Genomic DNA, 17277 nt, shown 5'->3' with positions numbered 1-17277 from the left:
CGCTCTACCCGAAGAATTGACGGACGTGCTCCAGCCCGTCGACCAGTGCGTCGACCTCACCGGGCGTGGAGTACAGATAGAACGACGCCCGTGTGGTCGCAGGAATTCCGTACCGCAGACAGACCGGCCGCGCGCAGTGGTGGCCGACCCGGACCGCGATGCCCTGTTCGTCCAGCACCTGGCCCACGTCGTGCGGGTGGATGTCGCCGAGCGTGAAGGAGATCGCGGCGCCCCGGTCCTCGGCCGAGACCGGGCCGATGATCCGCAGGTCGGGCACCTCCAGGAGGCGCTTGACCGCGTACTCGGTGATCGCGTGCTCATGAGCGGCGATCTTCTCCATGCCGATGGCGTTGAGGTAGTCCACCGCCGCGCCGAGGCCCACGGCCTGGGCGATCGGCGGCGTACCGGCCTCGAACTTGTGCGGCGCGGGCGCGTAGGTGGAGGAGTTCATCGAAACGGTCTCGATCATCTCGCCGCCGCCGAGGAACGGCGGGAGGTCCTCCAGCAGCTCCTGGCGGCCCCACAGCACGCCGATGCCGGTCGGACCGCACATCTTGTGGCCGGTGAAGGCCACGAAGTCCGCCTGGAGGGCCTGCACGTCCAGCGGGGCGTGCGGGGCCGCCTGGGAGGCGTCGATCAGGACCAGCGCGCCGACCTGCTGGGCGCGGCGCACTATCGCCTCGACCGGGTTGACCGTGCCGAGGATGTTGGAGACCAGCACAAAGGAGACGATCTTCGTCTTCTCGGTGATGATCTCCTCGATGTTGGAGAGGTCGAGACGGCCGTCGTCGGTCAGGCCGAACCACTTCAGCTTCGCGCCGGTGCGCTGCGCGAGCAGCTGCCACGGGACGATGTTGGAGTGGTGCTCCATCTCGGTGATGACGATCTCGGTGTCGCGGTCCACCCGGTAGGGCTCATCGGCCCAGCCCAGCATGTTCGCGACCAGGTTCAGCGACTCCGAGGCGTTCTTGGTGAAGATCACCTCGTCGCGGCTGGGCGCGTTGATGAAGGCCGCGACCTTGTCCCGGGCGCCCTCGTACAGCGCCGTCGCCTCGTCGGCGAGGACATGGATGCCCCGGTGGACGTTGGCGTGGTGCTGCTCGTAGTAACCGCTGAGCGCGTCGATCACCTGGCGCGGCTTCTGCGAGCTGGCCGCGCTGTCCAGGTAGACGAGCTTCTTGTCACCGTGGATGACCCGGTCGAGGATCGGGAAGTCCTTGCGGATCGCCTCGGTGTCGAGGAGGCCGGTGAGCCCCTTCCGGGCATCGCTCACTGGGATACGCCACCCTTCACGTAGGACTCGTAGCCCTCCGCCTCCAGCTTGTCCGCCAGCTCGGGGCCGCCGGACTCGGCGATCCGGCCGCCCGCGAACACGTGCACGTGGTCGGGCTTGATGTAGCGGAGGATGCGCGTGTAGTGGGTGATCAGCAGGGTGCCGACCTCACCGGACTCACGGACCCGGTTGACGCCCTCGGAGACGATCCGCAGCGCGTCGACGTCGAGGCCGGAGTCGGTCTCGTCCAGGATCGCGACCTTCGGCTTGAGCAGCTCCAGCTGAAGGATCTCGTGGCGCTTCTTCTCACCGCCGGAGAAGCCCTCGTTGACATTGCGCTCGGCGAAGGCCGGGTCCATGTTGAGGCGCTCCATGGCCTCGCGGACCTCCTTCACCCAGGTGCGCAGCTTGGGGGCCTCGCCGCGGATGGCGGTGGCGGAGGTGCGCAGGAAGTTGGAGACCGAGACACCCGGAACCTCGACCGGGTACTGCATGGCGAGGAAGAGGCCGGCGCGGGCCCGCTCGTCCACGCTCATCTCCAGGACGTCCTCGCCGTCCAGGGTCACCTGGCCACCGGTGATCGTGTACTTGGGGTGGCCGGCGAGCGAGTACGCCAGGGTCGACTTGCCGGAGCCGTTGGGGCCCATGATGGCGTGGGTCTCGCCCTGCTTCACGGTCAGGTCGACGCCCTTGAGGATCTCCCGGGGGCCGTTCTCGGCCTCGACGGAGACGTGCAGGTCGCGGATTTCAAGCGTTGCCATGGGTGACTCAGGACTCCTGGGTGACGGAGACGAGCACATCGTCCCCTTGGATCTGTACGGGGTATACGGGGACGGGGCGCGTCGCGGGCAGTCCGGACGGCTTGCCGGTGCGGAGGTCGAAGGCGGAGCCGTGCAGCCAGCACTCGATCTGGCAGTCCTCCACCTCGCCCTCCGACAGCGAGACATTGGCGTGCGAGCAGATGTCGTGGATCGCGAAGACTTCGCCCTCGGTGCGGACGACCGAGACGGGAACGCCGTCGAGTTCCACCCGCTTGGGGGTGTCCTCGTCCAGCTCGCTCAGGCCACAGGCACGGACGAAACTCATGCGACCGACGCCTCCAGCTCTTCCTCGATCTTGGCGAGGAGGCGCTCCTCGACGTCCGGCAGGCCGATCTGCTGGACCAGCTCGGCGAAGAAGCCGCGGACGACGAGGCGGCGGGCCTCCTGCTCCGGGATGCCGCGGGCCATCAGATAGAAGAGCTGCTCGTCGTCGAAGCGGCCGGTCGCGGAGGCGTGGCCGGCGCCGACGATCTCGCCGGTCTCGATCTCCAGGTTCGGCACCGAGTCGACCCGCGCGCCGTCGGTGAGGACGAGGTTGCGGTTCATCTCATAGGTGTCGGTGCCCTCGGCGGTGACCCGGATGAGGACGTCGCCGATCCAGACCGCGTGCGCGCCCTCGCCCTGGAGCGCGCCCTTGTACACGGCGTTCGACTTGTTGTGCGGGTTGTTGTGGTCGACCAGGAGGCGGTGCTCCTGGTGCTGGCCCTTGTCCGTGAAGTACAGGCCGAACAGCTCGGCCTCGCCGCCGGTGGCCGCGTAGGCGACCCGGGGGTGCAGCCGGACCAGATCGCCGCCGAAGGTGACGACGACGGACTTGAAGGAGGCGTCCCGGCCGATCAGCGCGTTGTGCTGGGCGACGTGGACGGCCTTGTCGTCCCAGTCCTGGACGGAGACCACGGTGAGCTTCGCGCCGTCGCCGAGGAGGTAGTCGACATTGCCCGCGAGCACGGCGTCGCCGGTGTGGTCGATGACCACGACGGCTTCGGCGAACGCGCCCAGCTCGATCACTTGGTGGGCGAAGGCGACGCCGCCCTCGCCGTGCACCGCGATGCGGATCGGCTCGGTGAGGACGGTCTCCTTGGGCACGGTGACGACCGACGCCTGCTCGAAGGAGGTGTAGGCCTGGGCCGCGACCCGGTCCACGGGGGTGCCGGCCCTGCCGAGGCGGGCGTCGTCGCGGCCGACGGTCTCGACGGTGACGCCCTCGGGCGCGTCGACGGCGACCTTGACCGCGCCGGTGGCGACGGCGGAGCCGTCGTGCAGACCGGCGAGGCGCTCCAGCGGGGTGAAGCGCCATTCCTCCTCACGGCCGTGCGGTACCGGGAAGTCGGCCACGTCGAAGGACGGGGGCGCACTCATACGGGTGGCGACGGTCGATTCGGCGGCCACCGCGATCGCGCCGGCGGTGGTGGATCCCGCCGGGATGTTCTGAGCCTCAGCCATGGCTGTCGTCGTGCTCTCTCTCTGCCTTCTGGGTCAAGAAATCAGTCGCTCGCGGGGCAGGCGTTCGTCTCGCCCGCCCCGCCGGGGTACGGCCGGGTCAGCCGACCGAGCCCTCCATCTGGAGTTCGATCAGCCGGTTGAGCTCCAGCGCGTACTCCATCGGCAGTTCCTTGGCGATCGGCTCGACAAAGCCCCGGACGATCATCGCCATGGCCTCGAACTCGGTCAGGCCCCGGCTCATCAGATAGAAGAGCTGGTCCTCGGAGACCTTGGAGACGGTCGCCTCGTGGCCCATGGAGACGTCGTCCTCGCGGACGTCGACGTAGGGGTAGGTGTCCGAGCGGGAGATGGTGTCCACCAGCAGGGCGTCACAGAGCACATTGGACTTGGAGCCGGGCGCGCCCTCGCCGATCTCGATGAGACCGCGGTAGGAGGTCCGGCCGCCGCCCCGGGCCACCGACTTGGAGACGATGTTCGAGGAGGTGTTGGGGGCCATGTGGACCATCTTGGCGCCGGCGTCCTGGTGCTGGCCCTCGCCCGCGAAGGCGATGGACAGGGTCTCGCCGCGGGCGTGCTCGCCCATCAGGTAGACGGCCGGGTACTTCATGGTCACCTTGGAGCCGATGTTGCCGTCGACCCACTCCATGGTCGCGCCCTCGTAGGCGACGGCGCGCTTGGTGACCAGGTTGTAGACGTTGTTCGACCAGTTCTGGATCGTCGTGTAGCGGCAGCGGCCGCCCTTCTTGACGATGATCTCCACGACCGCGCTGTGCAGCGAGTCGGAGGAGTAGATCGGGGCGGTGCAGCCCTCGACGTAGTGGACGTAGGCGTCCTCGTCGACGATGATCAGCGTCCGCTCGAACTGGCCCATGTTCTCCGTGTTGATACGGAAGTAGGCCTGGAGCGGGATGTCCACATGGACGCCCTTGGGCACGTAGATGAACGAGCCGCCGGACCAGACCGCGGTGTTCAGCGAGGCGAACTTGTTGTCGCCGACCGGGATGACCGTGCCGAAGTACTCCTGGAAGAGCTCGGGGTGCTCCTTCAGCGCGGTGTCGGTGTCGAGGAAGATGACGCCCTGCTCCTCCAGGTCCTCACGGATCTGGTGGTAGACGACCTCGGACTCGTACTGCGCGGCGACACCGGCGACCAGGCGCTGCTTCTCGGCCTCGGGGATGCCCAGCTTGTCGTAGGTGTTCTTGATGTCCTCGGGCAGGTCCTCCCAGGAGGCCGCCTGCTTCTCCGTGGAGCGGACGAAGTACTTGATGTTGTCGAAGTCGATGCCCGACAGGTCCGAGCCCCAGCTGGGCATGGGCTTCTTGTCGAACAGACGCAGGCCCTTGAGACGCAGCTTCAGCATCCACTCCGGCTCGTTCTTCTTCCCCGAGATGTCGCGGACGACTTCCTCGGAGAGACCGCGCTTGGCAGCGGCGCCTGCCGCGTCGGAGTCGGCCCAGCCGAATTCATACGTGCCCAGCCCCTCCAGTTCGGGGTGGGCGGTCTCCGTGGGGAGAGTCATGCGGGGTTCCTCCCGGCCGTGCTTGCAGATGCTGATGGTGTGGTGTTGCTGCGCGGAATGAACGTCGTGCACACTCCGTCGCCGTGGGCGATGGTGGCCAGACGCTGCACATGGGTCCCGAGCAGGCGGGAGAAGATCTCCGTCTCCGCCTCGCACAGCTGGGGGTACTGCTCGGCGACATGGGCGACCGGGCAGTGGTGCTGGCAGAGCTGCTCGCCCTGCTGGGGGGTGGGGGCGCTGCGCGCCGTAGCAGCGTACCCGTCCGCGCTCAGGGCCTTCGCCAGTGCTTCGGTGCGGTCCTCGGGGGCCGCCGCCTCCACCGCTTCGCGATAGGGCGCGGCCTGTGTCTCGGCCCGGTGCCTCGCGAAGGCGGCGACGGCTTCCTCGCCGGCCGCTCCCCCGCCCGCGGCGCGCTCGATCCAGCGGAGCGCGTCGACGGCGAGGGAGTCGTACGACTGGTCGAAGGCGTCCCGGCCGCAGGCGGTCAGGACGAAGACCTTGGCGGGCCTGCCTCGGGTGCGGGCTCCGTAGATCCGCTGCTCACGGGGTTCGACGACATTCTCGGCGACGAGTGCGTCGAGGTGGCGGCGGACGGCCGCCTGAGTGAGCCCGAGACGGGCGGCGAGATCGGCCACGGTGGACGGGCCGTGGTCCAGCACGGAACGCGCGACCCGGTCGCGCGTCGAGTGATCGGCGCGCGATCCGGTCGCGAGTTCCTCGTGAGAACCCTCGCCGACGTTTTTCACAACACCATTGTTGCGTAATTCATTGAGCAGTGACAACCGCCGCAGGCCCCCCGGCGCGGTGCGCTTCGTCACTTAGGGTTACCTAAGGAGGGGGTCGGCCCAATGACGCTCAGACCGGCTCTGAGCAGGTATTTTACCCGGATTCTCGACTCCGGGAGCCCATCGGCGGCCGGCACCCGGGGGCGGGGACCACAGCGGAAAAGTCATCCGGACGCTCCGTCGACTATCGGCCGTACGGCCCGTTTACACCCCTCGGCGGGGCATTGCCAGCCGCGCTCGGGGTCACCGGGGGCCGCGCTCCGAGCGCCCCGCGCGCCCGCCTAGACTTCCGGGCATGCGCAGCGAGCCCGTCGTACGGATCCGGGGCCTGGTCAAGCGGTACGGATCGAAGACCGCGGTCGACGGCCTCGACCTCGACATCGCCCATGGCAAGGTCACCGCGGTCCTCGGCCCCAACGGAGCCGGCAAGACCACCACCGTCGAGATCTGCGAGGGCTACCGCCGCGCGGACGCCGGCACCGTGAGGGTCCTCGGACTCGACCCGGTCGCCGACGCGCCCCGGCTGCGCTCCCGGGTCGGGGTGATGCTCCAGTCCGGCGGCGTCTACTCGGGCGCGCGCGCCGAGGAGATGCTCCGCCACATGGCGAAGCTGCACGCCCACCCGCTGAATGTGGACGAGCTGATCGAGCGGCTGGGCCTGGAGAGCTGCGGCCGCACCGCCTACCGCCGGCTCTCCGGCGGCCAGCAGCAGCGGCTCGCGCTGGCGATGGCCGTCGTCGGCCGCCCCGAGCTGGTCTTCCTGGACGAGCCGACCGCCGGGCTCGACCCCCAGGCCCGCCGCGCCACCTGGGAGCTGGTGCGCGAACTGCGCGCCGACGGGGTCTCCACGATCCTGACCACCCACTTCATGGACGAGGCCGAGCAGCTCGCCGACGACGTCGCGATCCTCGACACGGGCCGGGTGATCGCCCGGGGCACCCCGGAGGAGCTGTGCCGGGGCGGGGCGGAGAACACCCTGCGCTTCACCGGCCGGCCGGGACTCGATGTGAACTCCCTGCTCAAGGCCCTCCCCGACGGCACCGAGGCGGCCGAGCCCACCCCCGGCACCTATCGGATAGCGGGCCGGGTGGACCCGCTGCTGCTCGCCACCGTCACCTCCTGGTGCGCGCAGCACGGAGTGATGCCCGAGGGCATCTCGGTCGAGCGCCACACCCTGGAAGACGTCTTCCTCGAACTGACCGGCAAGGAGCTGCGCCGATGAGCGCCGGTACGTACACCCCGAAGCCCGGGGCGGCTCCGCTGGGCCGCATGATCGCGGCGCAGACCGCGTTCGAGACGAGGATGCTGCTGCGCAACGGCGAACAGCTGCTGCTCACCGTCGTCATCCCGTCCCTGATCCTGGTGCTGTTCTCGACCGTCGACATCATCGACACCGGTGCCGGCGAGCCGGTCGACTTCCTCGCGCCGGGGGTGCTCGCCCTCGCCGTGATGTCCACCGCCTTCACCGGCCAGGCCATCGCGACCGGCTTCGAGCGGCGGTACGGGGTCCTCAAGCGGCTCGGCGCCTCGCCGCTGCCGCGCTGGGCCCTGATGTCCGCCAAGACGCTGTCCGTCCTGGTCACCGAGCTGATCCAGATCGCCCTGCTGACGGCGATCGCCCTGTCGCTCGGCTGGTCGCCGAAGGGCGACCCCTTCTCGGTGCTGCTGCTGCTCGCCCTCGGCACCGCCGCCTTCAGCGGTCTGGGGCTGCTGATGGCCGGAACCCTGCGGGCCGAGGCGACGCTCGCCGCCGCCAATCTGGTCTTCCTGCTGCTGCTGGTGGGCGGCGGGGTGATGGTGCCGCTGGAGAAGTTCCCGGACGGGGTGGAGTCGGTCCTCGCGCTGCTGCCGATCTCCGCGCTCTCGGAAGGACTGCGCGAGGTGCTGAGCGAGGGCGCGGCGCTGCCCTGGCGCGAGCTGGGCATCCTCGCCGTCTGGGCGGTGCTCGGCCTCGGCGCGGCGGGCCGCCTCTTCCGCTGGGAGTAGCGCCCGAGATGTGGCCCGGCACGCCGGACCACGCCTCGTTCACCAGGGGAATCGCACCCCTAGTGAAAACATGCACAAGGCCCCGCCTACGATTGTTCCCGTGCTGACCCCCCTCGCTCTCATCGCCCGGCGCTGGACGCCCCGACCCGAGACGGTCCGGCGTGCCGCGCTCTCCGCCGTCCTGATGAGCGTGCTCATCATCGTCACCGGCGGGGCCGTCCGGCTCACCGGTTCGGGTCTCGGCTGCGACACCTGGCCCAAGTGCACGGACGACAGTCTCTTCGCCACGGCCGAGCAGGGGTGGCACGGCGCGATCGAGTTCGGCAACCGGATGCTGACCTATGTGCTGTCGGCGGCGGTCGGCTGGGCCATCATCGCGGCCCGCTCCACCAAGCCGCTGCGGCGCGGGCTGACCCGGCTCGGCTGGCTCCAGTTCTGGATCGTGGCCTCCAACGCGGTCCTGGGCGGCATCACCGTGTGGGCGGGGCTCAACCCCTGGACGGTGGCCGGGCACTTCCTGCTCGCCAACGGTCTGCTGACGGTCGCCGTCATCACCTGGCACCGGGCCGGCGAGGGCGACACGGAACCGCGCCCCCGGGTCCCGCGCCCGGTCCGCAGGCTCTCCTGGGCGATCGTGGCCGCCTCGGTGGCGCTGATCACTCTGGGCACGGCGGTGACGGGCTCGGGCAAGCACGCCGGCGACAGCAGCGATGTGGAGCGCATGCCCTGGGACTGGGCCGCCGCCGCTCAGCTGCACGCCGCCTCCGCCTGGCTGGTCTGCGCGCTGGCGGTGGCGATGTGGCTGGTGCTGCGCGTGGTGGACGCGCCGGACGACATCCGGGCGCGCGCCCGTGAGCTGCTGATCCTGCTGCTGGCGCAGGGCGGGATCGGCTATCTCCAGTACTTCACCGGGGTCCCCGAGATCCTCGTCGGCGCCCATATGCTCGGCTCCGCGCTGATGTGGATCGCGGTGGTGCGCCTGGCCCTGAGCCTGCGGGAGCGCCCGCGGGCCGCGGTCACGGTGCCGGCCCCGGCCGGTCCCGTACTCTCCAACGTCTGAGACCCGAAGCCCCGAAGCCCCGAAAGAAGCGGATTCCCTGCCGGTGACGGCGCGGAATCCGCTTCTTTTATTACTTCTGTGTGGCGATTTCCCGGGGCGCGCTCAGCCGTTCGAGGGGCCGCCGAGCTGGATCCCGGCCATCCGGGACCACTCGTACGGCCCGGTGCGGACCTTGGCGGCGAACTCTCCGTCGAAGGACTCGTGGACGGTGACACCGGCCTTCTCCACCGCCGAGGCGGCGACGGCGTGGTCCGGGGCGACGAGGTCTCCCCAGGCGCCGTCCGCGCCGACGAGGACGATACGGGTGCCGGCCTGGCCGAGGTACGCGAGCTGGGCCTCGGCTCCGCCGTGGGCACGGGAGAAGGAGGCGATCTCCTTGGCGAGCCTGGCGGCCTTGCGCTCGGCATGCGGGGTAATGGGCATGAACCGGATGCTACTCATGAGTAAGCCCCCCGGCCAGAGGACGGGGGGCTCGAGCGACGAAGCCGGCTAGCGCAGGAAGGGATCCACGGCCACGGCGACGAAGAGCAGCGAGACATAGGTGATGGACCAGTGGAACAGCCGCATCTCCTTGAGCTTGCCGCCGGTCACCCCGGACTTGGCGCGGGCCTGGAGCGCGTGCGCCTCCCAGAGCCACCAGCCGCCCGTCGCCAGGGCCACCGCCGTGTAGAACCAGCCGGTGTAGCCGAGGGGGGTGAGCAGCAGGGAGACGGCGACCATGACCCAGCTGTAGAGGACGATCTGGCGGGCCACCACCTTGTTGGAGGCGACCACCGGCAGCATGGGGACACCGGCTCGCGCGTAGTCCTCCTTCACCTTCATCGACAGCGGCCAGTAGTGCGGCGGCGTCCAGAAGAAGATGACGAGGAAGAGGATGACGGCGGCCCAGGAGACCGAGTTCGTCACGGCCGACCAGCCGATGAGGACCGGCATGCAGCCCGCGATACCGCCCCACACGATGTTCTGCGAGGTGCGCCGCTTCAGGATCATCGTATAGATCACGACGTAGAAGAGCAGCGCGCCGAGCGAGAGCCAGGCGGAGAGCCAGTTGACCAGCAGACCGAACCAGAGGGTGGAGACGACCGCGAGGGTGAGGCCGAAGACCAGGCCCTCCCGCGGCGAGACCATCCCGGTGACCAGCGGACGCTGCGACGTGCGGTCCATCAGCGCGTCGATGTCGCGGTCGATGTACATATTGAGCGCGTTGGCACCGCCGGCCGAGAGATATCCGCCGAAGCAGGTGACCAGCACCAGCACCAGATCGGGCACCCCTTGGGCGGCGAGGAACATCACCGGCACCGTGGTGATCAGCAGCAGTTCGATGATCCGCGGCTTGGTCAGCGCCACGAATGCCTTGACGCGGGCCCCGAACGGCCGGTTGCCCGGGCTCGTCCCAAGCCCCCCCGCTGGACGGGATTCGACGGCCGTCACGTACACCCCTGACAGAGACTCCAGCAAGCCCCGGGGCGCATGAGGAGATGCCTGAAGGCCCGGATACGACTTGCGCGTACGACCACACTTTAGAGGCTGGGCATGCGTCGCCCCGCACGGGGGTGGGGTCGTGTTGAGCCGCCGTCGGTCCGCCCGCCCGTCGCAGCTTGGACAGGCCATAGCTCATGGCGCGGGTAGGCTCGACAGCGCCCGGTGCTTCCGTGTCACCGGGGCGTTACATGGAGACATGTGGAGAGGAGCCCTGACCCAGGGTGAGCACCAAGCCGACCACCACAGACCTCGACTGGACCGATCTGGACCAGCGGGCCGTCGATACCGCCCGAGTCCTGGCCATGGATTCCGTACAGAAGGTCGGCAACGGCCACCCCGGTACGGCCATGAGCCTCGCGCCCGCCGCCTATGTGCTGTTCCAGAAAGTGATGCGACACGACCCCGCAGACGCGGACTGGACCGGGCGCGACCGGTTCGTCCTCTCCGCCGGCCACTCGTCGCTCACCCTCTACATCCAGCTGTACCTGGCTGGGTTCGGGCTGGAGCTGGACGACCTCAAGGCGTTCCGGACCTGGGGCTCGAAGACTCCGGGTCACCCGGAGTACGGGCACACCGTGGGTGTCGAGACGACGACCGGACCGCTGGGCCAGGGTGTCGCCAATGCCGTGGGCATGGCGATGGCCGCCCGCTACGAGCGCGGCCTGTTCGACCCGGACGCCGCGCCCGGCACCTCGCCGTTCGACCACACCATCTGGGCCATCGCCGGTGACGGCTGCCTCCAGGAGGGCATCTCCGCCGAGGCGTCCTCGCTGGCGGGGCACCAGAAGCTGGGCAACCTGGTGCTGCTGTGGGACGACAACCACATCTCGATCGAGGGCGACACGGAGACCGCGGTCTCCGAGGACACCCTGAAGCGTTACGAGGCGTACGGCTGGCACGTCCAGCGTGTCGAGCAGCAGGCCAACGGCGATCTGGACCCGGCGGGTCTGTACCGCGCGCTGAAGGCGGCGCAGGCCGAGACCGAGCGCCCCTCCTTCATCGCGGCGCGGTCGATCATCGCCTGGCCGGCCCCGCACGCGCAGAACACCGAGGCCGCGCACGGCTCGGCGCTGGGCGACGAGGAGGTCGCGGCCACCAAGCGGGTGCTGGGCTTCGACCCCGAGCAGTCCTTCGAGGTCTCCGCCGAGGTCATCGCGCACACGCGGGCCGCGCTGGACCGGGGCCGTGAGGCCAAGGGCGAGTGGGACAAGACCTTCGCCGCCTGGCGCACCGCCAACCCGGAGCGCGCCGCCGAGTTCGACCGGATCCGCGCGGGCGAGCTGCCGGCCGGCTGGGAGGAGAAGCTCCCGGAGTTCGAGACCGGCAAGGGCGTCGCCACCCGCGCCGCCTCGGGGAAGGTCCTCCAGGCGCTGGGCGCGGTCGTGCCCGAGCTGTGGGGCGGCTCCGCCGACCTCGCGGGCTCGAACAACACGACGATCGACAAGACGTCCTCGTTCCTGCCGAAGGGCAACCCGCTGCCCGAGGCCGACCCGTACGGCCGCACGATCCACTACGGCATCCGCGAGCACTCGATGGCCGCCGTGATCAACGGCATCGCGCTGCACGGCAACACCCGTATCTACGGCGGCACCTTCCTGGTCTTCTCCGACTACATGCGGAACGCGGTGCGGCTCTCCGCGCTGATGCACCTGCCGGTGACCTATGTCTGGACGCACGACTCGATCGGTCTGGGCGAGGACGGTCCGACCCACCAGCCGGTGGAGCACCTGGCCTCGCTGCGCGCCATTCCGGGGCTGAACATCGTCCGTCCGGCCGATGCCAACGAGACCGCGATCGCCTGGCGCGAGATCCTGAAGCGGTACACGAAGGAATTCGGTGTGGGCGCTCCGCACGGTCTGGCGCTGACCCGTCAGGGCGTGCCGACGTACGAGCGCAACGAGGACGCCGCCCGCGGCGGTTATGTGCTGTTCGAGGCCGAGGGCGGCGCGCCCGAGGTGGTGCTGATCGGCACCGGCTCCGAGGTGCAGCTGGCCGTGGAGGCGCGCGAGCAGCTCCAGGCCGCCGGGGTGCCCACCCGGGTGGTCTCGATGCCTTCGGTGGAGTGGTTCGACGAGCAGGACCAGGAGTACCGGGACTCGGTGCTGCCCCCGGCCGTGCGTGCGCGGGTGGCGGTGGAGGCCGGTATCGGTCTGACCTGGCACCGTTTCGTGGGCGACGCCGGACGCATCGTCTCCCTGGAGCACTTCGGCGCTTCGGCGGACGGCAAGGTGCTGTTCCGTGAGTTCGGATTCACCGCGGACGCGGTCGCCGCCGCCGCACGGGAATCTCTGGAAGCCTCCGCGCGCTGACGCCGGTATACCGTTCCAATCAGGAGTTGCCATTCTTATGACTGATGCACTGAAGCGCCTCTCCGACGAAGGCGTCGCGATCTGGCTGGACGACCTCTCGCGCAAGCGGATCACGTCCGGCAATCTGGCCGAGCTGATCGACCAGCAGCATGTGGTGGGTGTGACCACCAACCCGTCGATTTTCCAGAAGGCCATCAGCAGCGGCGACGGCTATGAGCAGCAGCTCACCGAGCTGGCCGCGCGCAAGGTGACCGTCGAGGAAGCCATTCGCATGATCACGACGGCGGACGTGCGCGACGCCGCCGACATTCTGCGGCCGGTCTTCGACGCCACGGAGGGCCAGGACGGCCGGGTCTCCATCGAGGTGGACCCGCGTCTGGCCCACAACACGGCGGCGACGGTGGCCGAGGCCAAGCAGCTGGCCTGGCTGGTGGACCGCCCCAATACCCTCATCAAGATCCCCGCCACCAAGGCGGGTCTGCCGGCGATCACCGAGGTCATCGGCCTCGGCATCAGCGTCAATGTGACGCTGATCTTCTCGCTGGAGCGCTACCGCGCGGTGATGGACGCCTATGTGGCGGGTCTGGAGAAGGCCAAGGACCGCGGTCTGGATCTCTCGAAGATCCATTCGGTGGCCTCCTTCTTCGTCTCTCGGGTGGACACCGAGATCGACGCGCGCATCGACGCGCTGGGCACGCCGGAGGCCAAGGCCGCGCGCGGCAAGGCCGGTCTGGCCAACGCCCGGCTGGCGTACGAGGCGTTCGAGGAGGTCTTCGGATCCGAGCGCTGGGCGGAGCTGGACCGGGCGCGCGCCAACAAGCAGCGTCCGCTGTGGGCCTCGACCGGTGTGAAGGACAAGGCCTACAAGGACACGCTGTACGTGGACGACCTGGTCGCGCCCGGCACGGTGAACACCATGCCGGAGGCGACCCTGGAGGCCACCGCCGATCACGGGCAGATCATCGGCGACACGGTGCGCGGCACCTACGACGCCTCGCGCGCCGAGCTCGCGGCCGTGGAGGCCCTCGGCATCTCCTACGACCAGGTCGTCCAGCAGCTGGAGGACGAGGGCGTGGAGAAGTTCGAGTCGGCCTGGAACGACCTGCTCAAGTCGACCGAGGCGGAGCTGAAGCGCCTCGCCCCTTCGGAGGGCTGACCACCGTGTCCGGTATTGGCGACGCCAATCCACTCCGTGACGCCGCAGACCGACGGCTCCCGCGTATCGCGGGGCCGTCGGGCCTGGTCATCTTCGGTGTCACCGGCGACCTGTCGCGCAAGAAGCTGATGCCCGCCGTGTACGACCTGGCCAACCGCGGACTGCTGCCGCCGGGTTTCTCCCTGGTCGGGTTCGCCCGCCGGGAGTGGCAGGACGAGGACTTCGCGCAGGAGGTCCATGACGCAGTCAAGGCTCATGCCCGTACCCCCTTCCGTGAGGAGGTCTGGCAGCAGCTCAACCAGGGGATGCGTTTCGTCCAGGGCGACTTCGACGACGACGAGGCCTTCGAGACCCTGAAGAAGACCATCGCCGAGCTGGACCAGGCGCAGGGGACGGGCGGCAATTTCGCCTTCTACCTCTCCGTGCCGCCGAAGTTCTTCCCGCAGGTCGTCCAGCAGCTGAAGAAGCACGGGCTGGCCGATCAGCAGGAGAACTCCTGGCGACGGGCGGTCATCGAGAAGCCCTTCGGGCACGACCTGGCCTCCGCGGTGGAGCTCAACAAGGTGGTGCACGAGGTATTTCCCTCGAACGAGGTCTTCCGGATCGACCACTATCTGGGCAAGGAGACCGTCCAGAACATTCTGGCGCTGCGGTTCGCCAACACCCTGTTCGAACCGATCTGGAACCGGTCCTATGTCGACCACATCCAGATCACGATGGCCGAGGACATCGGCATCGGCGGCCGGGCCGGGTACTACGACGGCATCGGCGCGGCGCGTGACGTCATCCAGAACCACCTTCTCCAGCTGCTCGCGCTGACCGCGATGGAGGAGCCCGCCTCCTTCGACGCGGACGCGCTCGCGGCGGAGAAGACCAAGGTGCTGGGCGCCGTACGGCTGCCGAAGAACCTGGGCGAGAACACCGTGCGCGGGCAGTACGCGGCGGGGTGGCAGGGCGGCGAGAAGGCCGTCGGCTATCTCCAGGAGGACGGCATCGACCCCGCGTCGAAGACCGACACCTACGCGGCCGTGAAGCTGGAGATCGACAACCGGCGCTGGGCCGGGGTGCCGTTCTACCTCCGTACCGGCAAGCGGCTGGGCCGGCGGGTCACCGAGATCGCGGTGGTCTTCAAGCGCGCCCCGCACTCCCCCTTCGACCACACCGCCACCGAGGAGCTGGGGCAGAACGCCCTGGTCATCCGGGTCCAGCCGGACGAGGGCGTGACCCTGCGCTTCGGTTCCAAGGTCCCGGGCACCTCGATGGAGGTGCGCGACGTGTCGATGGACTTCGCCTACGGCGAGTCCTTCACCGAGTCCAGCCCGGAGGCGTACGAGCGGCTCATCCTCGATGTGCTGCTCGGCGACTCCAACCTCTTCCCCCGGGTCGAGGAGGTCGAGCTGTCCTGGAAGATCCTCGACCCGATCGAGCAGTTCTGGGAGAAGAACGGCAAGCCCGCGCAGTACGCGTCGGGGACGTGGGGTCCGGTCGAGGCGGACGAAATGCTCGCACGAGACGGACGGAGCTGGCGCCGGCCATGAAGATCGACCTTACGGACACCACATCCAGCAAGATCAACAAGGCGCTGGTGCAGGGGCGCAGGGCGATCGGCACCCCGGCCGTCGGCATGGTGCTGACCCTGGTCATCGTCACCGACGAGGAGAACGCGTACGACGCGCTCCGCGCCGCCAATGAGGCCTCCCGCGAGCACCCCTCGCGGACCCTCGTCGTCATCAAGCGCGTCTCGCGCACCCCCCGGGCCCGGGCGCAGGCGCGCCTGGACGCCGAGGTGCGCGTGGGCGCGGAGGCGGGCACCGGCGAAACGGTCATCCTGCGGCTGTACGGGGAGGTCACCGAGCACGCCCAGTCGGTGGTCCTGCCGCTGCTGCTGCCGGACGCCCCGGTCGTCGTCTGGTGGCCGGTGGCCGCGCCGCTCGACCCGGCCAAGGACCCGCTGGGCGCGCTGGCGCAGCGCAGGGTGACCGACACCTACGCCTCCGAGCAGCCGATCCAGGAGCTGTCCGCGCGCGCCGAGGCGTACACCCCCGGTGACACGGATCTCTCGTGGACCCGGATCACGCCCTGGCGTTCGATGCTCGCCGCCGCGCTCGACCAGGTGGTCTGCGAGGTCACCTCGGTGGAGGTGGAGGGCGAGGAGTTCAACCCGAGCGTGGAGCTGCTGGCCATGTGGCTGGCGGACCGGCTGGGGGTGCCGGTCGGCCGGGCGCTGTCCTCGGGGCCCGGGCTCACCGCCGTACGGATGGAGACCAGCGCCGGTCCCGTCGTGCTGGACCGGGCGGACGGTTCGCTGGCGAACCTCTCCATCCAGGGGCAGCCGGACCGGGCGGTCGCGCTGAAGCGGCGGGAGACCTCCGAGCTGATCGCGGAGGAGCTGCGCCGGCTGGACCCGGACGACACCTATGCCTCGGCCCTGCGGTACGGGGTCGACCGGCTGGGCGACGACGGGCCCTCGCAGTGGGTGGCCACCCCGGCCCCGGCGGCGAAGACTCCGGCCGCTCCGGCCGCCGCGGCGGCCGTGGCCGCTCCGGAGGCTTCGGAGGCTCCGGCCGGGAAGGCCCCGGCGGCGGCGAAGAAGGCCCCCGCCAAGAAGGCGGCGGCCAAGTGAGCACTCCTCAGCTGGTCGTCCACCACGACAAGGAGCTGATGGCGCAGGCCGCCGCGGCCCGTCTGATCACCAGGATCGTCGACGCCCAGGCCGCGCGCGGCACGGCGTCGGTGGTGCTGACGGGCGGTCGCAACGGCAATGCCCTGCTGGCCGCGCTCGGGTCCTCGCCGGCCCGGGACGCGATCGACTGGCGGCGTCTGGACCTGTGGTGGGGCGACGAGCGGTTCCTCCCCGAGGGGGACCCGGAGCGCAATGTGACCCAGGCCCGCGCGGCCCTGCTCGACAGCGTCCCGGTCGATCCGGCGCGGGTGCACGCGATGGCCCCGTCGGACGGCGTGTACGGCGCGGACGTGGAGGCCGCCGCCGCCGGTTACGCCGCCGAACTCGCCGCGGCGGCCGGTCCGGAGGACCACGGTCCGGTGCCGACGTTCGATGTGCTGATGCTGGGCGTGGGCCCGGACACCCATGTCGCCTCGCTCTTCCCGGAGCTTCCGGCGGTACGGGAGACCGAGCGCACGGTGGTCGGCGTCCACGGGGCCCCGAAGCCCCCGCCCACCCGTATCTCACTCACGCTCCCGGCCGTCCGGGCGGCGCGCGAGGTGTGGCTGCTGGCGGCCGGCGAGGACAAGGCCGACGCCGTGGCGATGGCCCTCTCCGGCGCGGGCGAGATCCAGGCCCCGGCGGCGGGAGCGCGAGGCCGCGCCCGCACGCTGTGGCTGCTCGACTCCGCCGCCGCGGCCGAGCTGCCGCGCGCGCTGTACCCCCCGGCGCTGGCCTAGCCCGATCGACGGAGGCCCGGAACGCCGTTCGGCGTTCCGGG

The 17277-nt window shown here is 69.9% G+C and carries 16 protein-coding genes; 8 read left to right on the top strand and 8 right to left on the bottom strand.

What is annotated here, in order from left to right:
* Positions 1-4: 4 nt before the first annotated feature.
* The 6 genes from ABD371_RS11625 to ABD371_RS11600 form a co-directional block, all read right to left on the bottom strand.
* Positions 5-1273 (bottom strand): cysteine desulfurase, encoded by a 1269-nt coding sequence (locus ABD371_RS11625; RefSeq protein WP_344475563.1) that lies wholly within the window; start codon positions 1271-1273, stop codon positions 5-7.
* Positions 1270-2034, bottom strand: coding sequence for a Fe-S cluster assembly ATPase SufC (gene sufC, locus ABD371_RS11620; RefSeq protein WP_190124755.1), 765 nt, complete (start codon positions 2032-2034; stop codon positions 1270-1272). The genes ABD371_RS11625 and sufC overlap by 4 nt, the downstream gene beginning before the upstream one ends.
* A gap of 7 nt (positions 2035-2041) precedes the next feature.
* Positions 2042-2359, bottom strand: coding sequence for a non-heme iron oxygenase ferredoxin subunit (locus ABD371_RS11615; protein ID WP_190124754.1), 318 nt, complete (start codon positions 2357-2359; stop codon positions 2042-2044).
* Positions 2356-3537, bottom strand: a complete 1182-nt coding sequence (gene sufD / locus ABD371_RS11610) for a Fe-S cluster assembly protein SufD (protein ID WP_344475560.1) — start codon at positions 3535-3537, stop codon at positions 2356-2358. The genes ABD371_RS11615 and sufD overlap by 4 nt, the downstream gene beginning before the upstream one ends.
* Positions 3538-3634: 97 nt before the next feature.
* Positions 3635-5056 (bottom strand): Fe-S cluster assembly protein SufB, encoded by a 1422-nt coding sequence (gene sufB, locus ABD371_RS11605; RefSeq protein WP_344475558.1) that lies wholly within the window; start codon positions 5054-5056, stop codon positions 3635-3637.
* A complete protein-coding gene (locus ABD371_RS11600; protein WP_344475783.1) occupies positions 5053-5802 on the bottom strand; it encodes a helix-turn-helix transcriptional regulator in 750 nt (249 codons plus the stop codon). The genes sufB and ABD371_RS11600 overlap by 4 nt, the downstream gene beginning before the upstream one ends.
* Positions 5803-6136: 334 nt before the next feature.
* On the opposite strand from ABD371_RS11600, the gene ABD371_RS11595 reads away from it, so the two are divergent.
* From ABD371_RS11595 to ABD371_RS11585, 3 genes are all read left to right on the top strand, one after another.
* Positions 6137-7063 (top strand): ABC transporter ATP-binding protein, encoded by a 927-nt coding sequence (locus ABD371_RS11595; RefSeq protein WP_344475556.1) that lies wholly within the window; start codon positions 6137-6139, stop codon positions 7061-7063.
* Positions 7060-7827: an ABC transporter permease gene (locus tag ABD371_RS11590; protein ID WP_344475554.1), complete on the top strand. Its 768-nt coding sequence runs from the start codon at positions 7060-7062 to the stop codon at positions 7825-7827. Before ABD371_RS11595 ends, ABD371_RS11590 begins: the two co-directional genes overlap by 4 nt.
* Before the next feature lie 70 nt (positions 7828-7897).
* Positions 7898-8887: a COX15/CtaA family protein gene (locus tag ABD371_RS11585; RefSeq protein WP_344475552.1), complete on the top strand. Its 990-nt coding sequence runs from the start codon at positions 7898-7900 to the stop codon at positions 8885-8887.
* A 102-nt stretch (positions 8888-8989) separates the two neighbouring features.
* Here the strand turns inward: ABD371_RS11585 and ABD371_RS11580 are convergent, their stop codons facing one another.
* Together ABD371_RS11580 and ABD371_RS11575 are read right to left on the bottom strand one after the other, a co-directional pair.
* Positions 8990-9310, bottom strand: coding sequence for a hypothetical protein (locus ABD371_RS11580; protein WP_344475550.1), 321 nt, complete (start codon positions 9308-9310; stop codon positions 8990-8992).
* A gap of 66 nt (positions 9311-9376) precedes the next feature.
* Positions 9377-10318 (bottom strand): heme o synthase, encoded by a 942-nt coding sequence (locus ABD371_RS11575; RefSeq protein ID WP_190124746.1) that lies wholly within the window; start codon positions 10316-10318, stop codon positions 9377-9379.
* Positions 10319-10590: 272 nt separating this feature from the next.
* Between ABD371_RS11575 and tkt the strand changes: the two genes are divergently transcribed.
* The 5 genes from tkt to pgl are packed head-to-tail and all read left to right on the top strand — an operon-like array spanning position 10591 to position 17236.
* Positions 10591-12678 (top strand): transketolase, encoded by a 2088-nt coding sequence (gene tkt / locus ABD371_RS11570; protein WP_344475547.1) that lies wholly within the window; start codon positions 10591-10593, stop codon positions 12676-12678.
* A gap of 37 nt (positions 12679-12715) precedes the next feature.
* On the top strand, positions 12716-13834 hold the full coding sequence (gene tal / locus ABD371_RS11565) for a transaldolase (protein WP_190124744.1): 1119 nt from the start codon (positions 12716-12718) through the stop codon (positions 13832-13834).
* Positions 13835-13848: 14 nt separating this feature from the next.
* Positions 13849-15372, top strand: coding sequence for a glucose-6-phosphate dehydrogenase (gene zwf, locus ABD371_RS11560; RefSeq protein WP_344475781.1), 1524 nt, complete (start codon positions 13849-13851; stop codon positions 15370-15372).
* Positions 15369-16457 (top strand): glucose-6-phosphate dehydrogenase assembly protein OpcA, encoded by a 1089-nt coding sequence (gene opcA, locus ABD371_RS11555; RefSeq protein ID WP_344475545.1) that lies wholly within the window; start codon positions 15369-15371, stop codon positions 16455-16457. Before zwf ends, opcA begins: the two co-directional genes overlap by 4 nt.
* On the top strand, positions 16454-17236 hold the full coding sequence (pgl, locus tag ABD371_RS11550; RefSeq protein ID WP_344475543.1) for a 6-phosphogluconolactonase: 783 nt from the start codon (positions 16454-16456) through the stop codon (positions 17234-17236). The genes opcA and pgl overlap by 4 nt, the downstream gene beginning before the upstream one ends.
* The last annotated feature ends 41 nt before the right edge of the window (positions 17237-17277 follow it).

It is taken from the genome of Streptomyces amakusaensis (genome assembly GCF_039532665.1).
GTDB classification, from domain to species: Bacteria; Actinomycetota; Actinomycetes; order Streptomycetales; family Streptomycetaceae; genus Streptomyces; species Streptomyces amakusaensis.
This window is presented reverse-complemented; position numbering and strand designations above follow the sequence as displayed.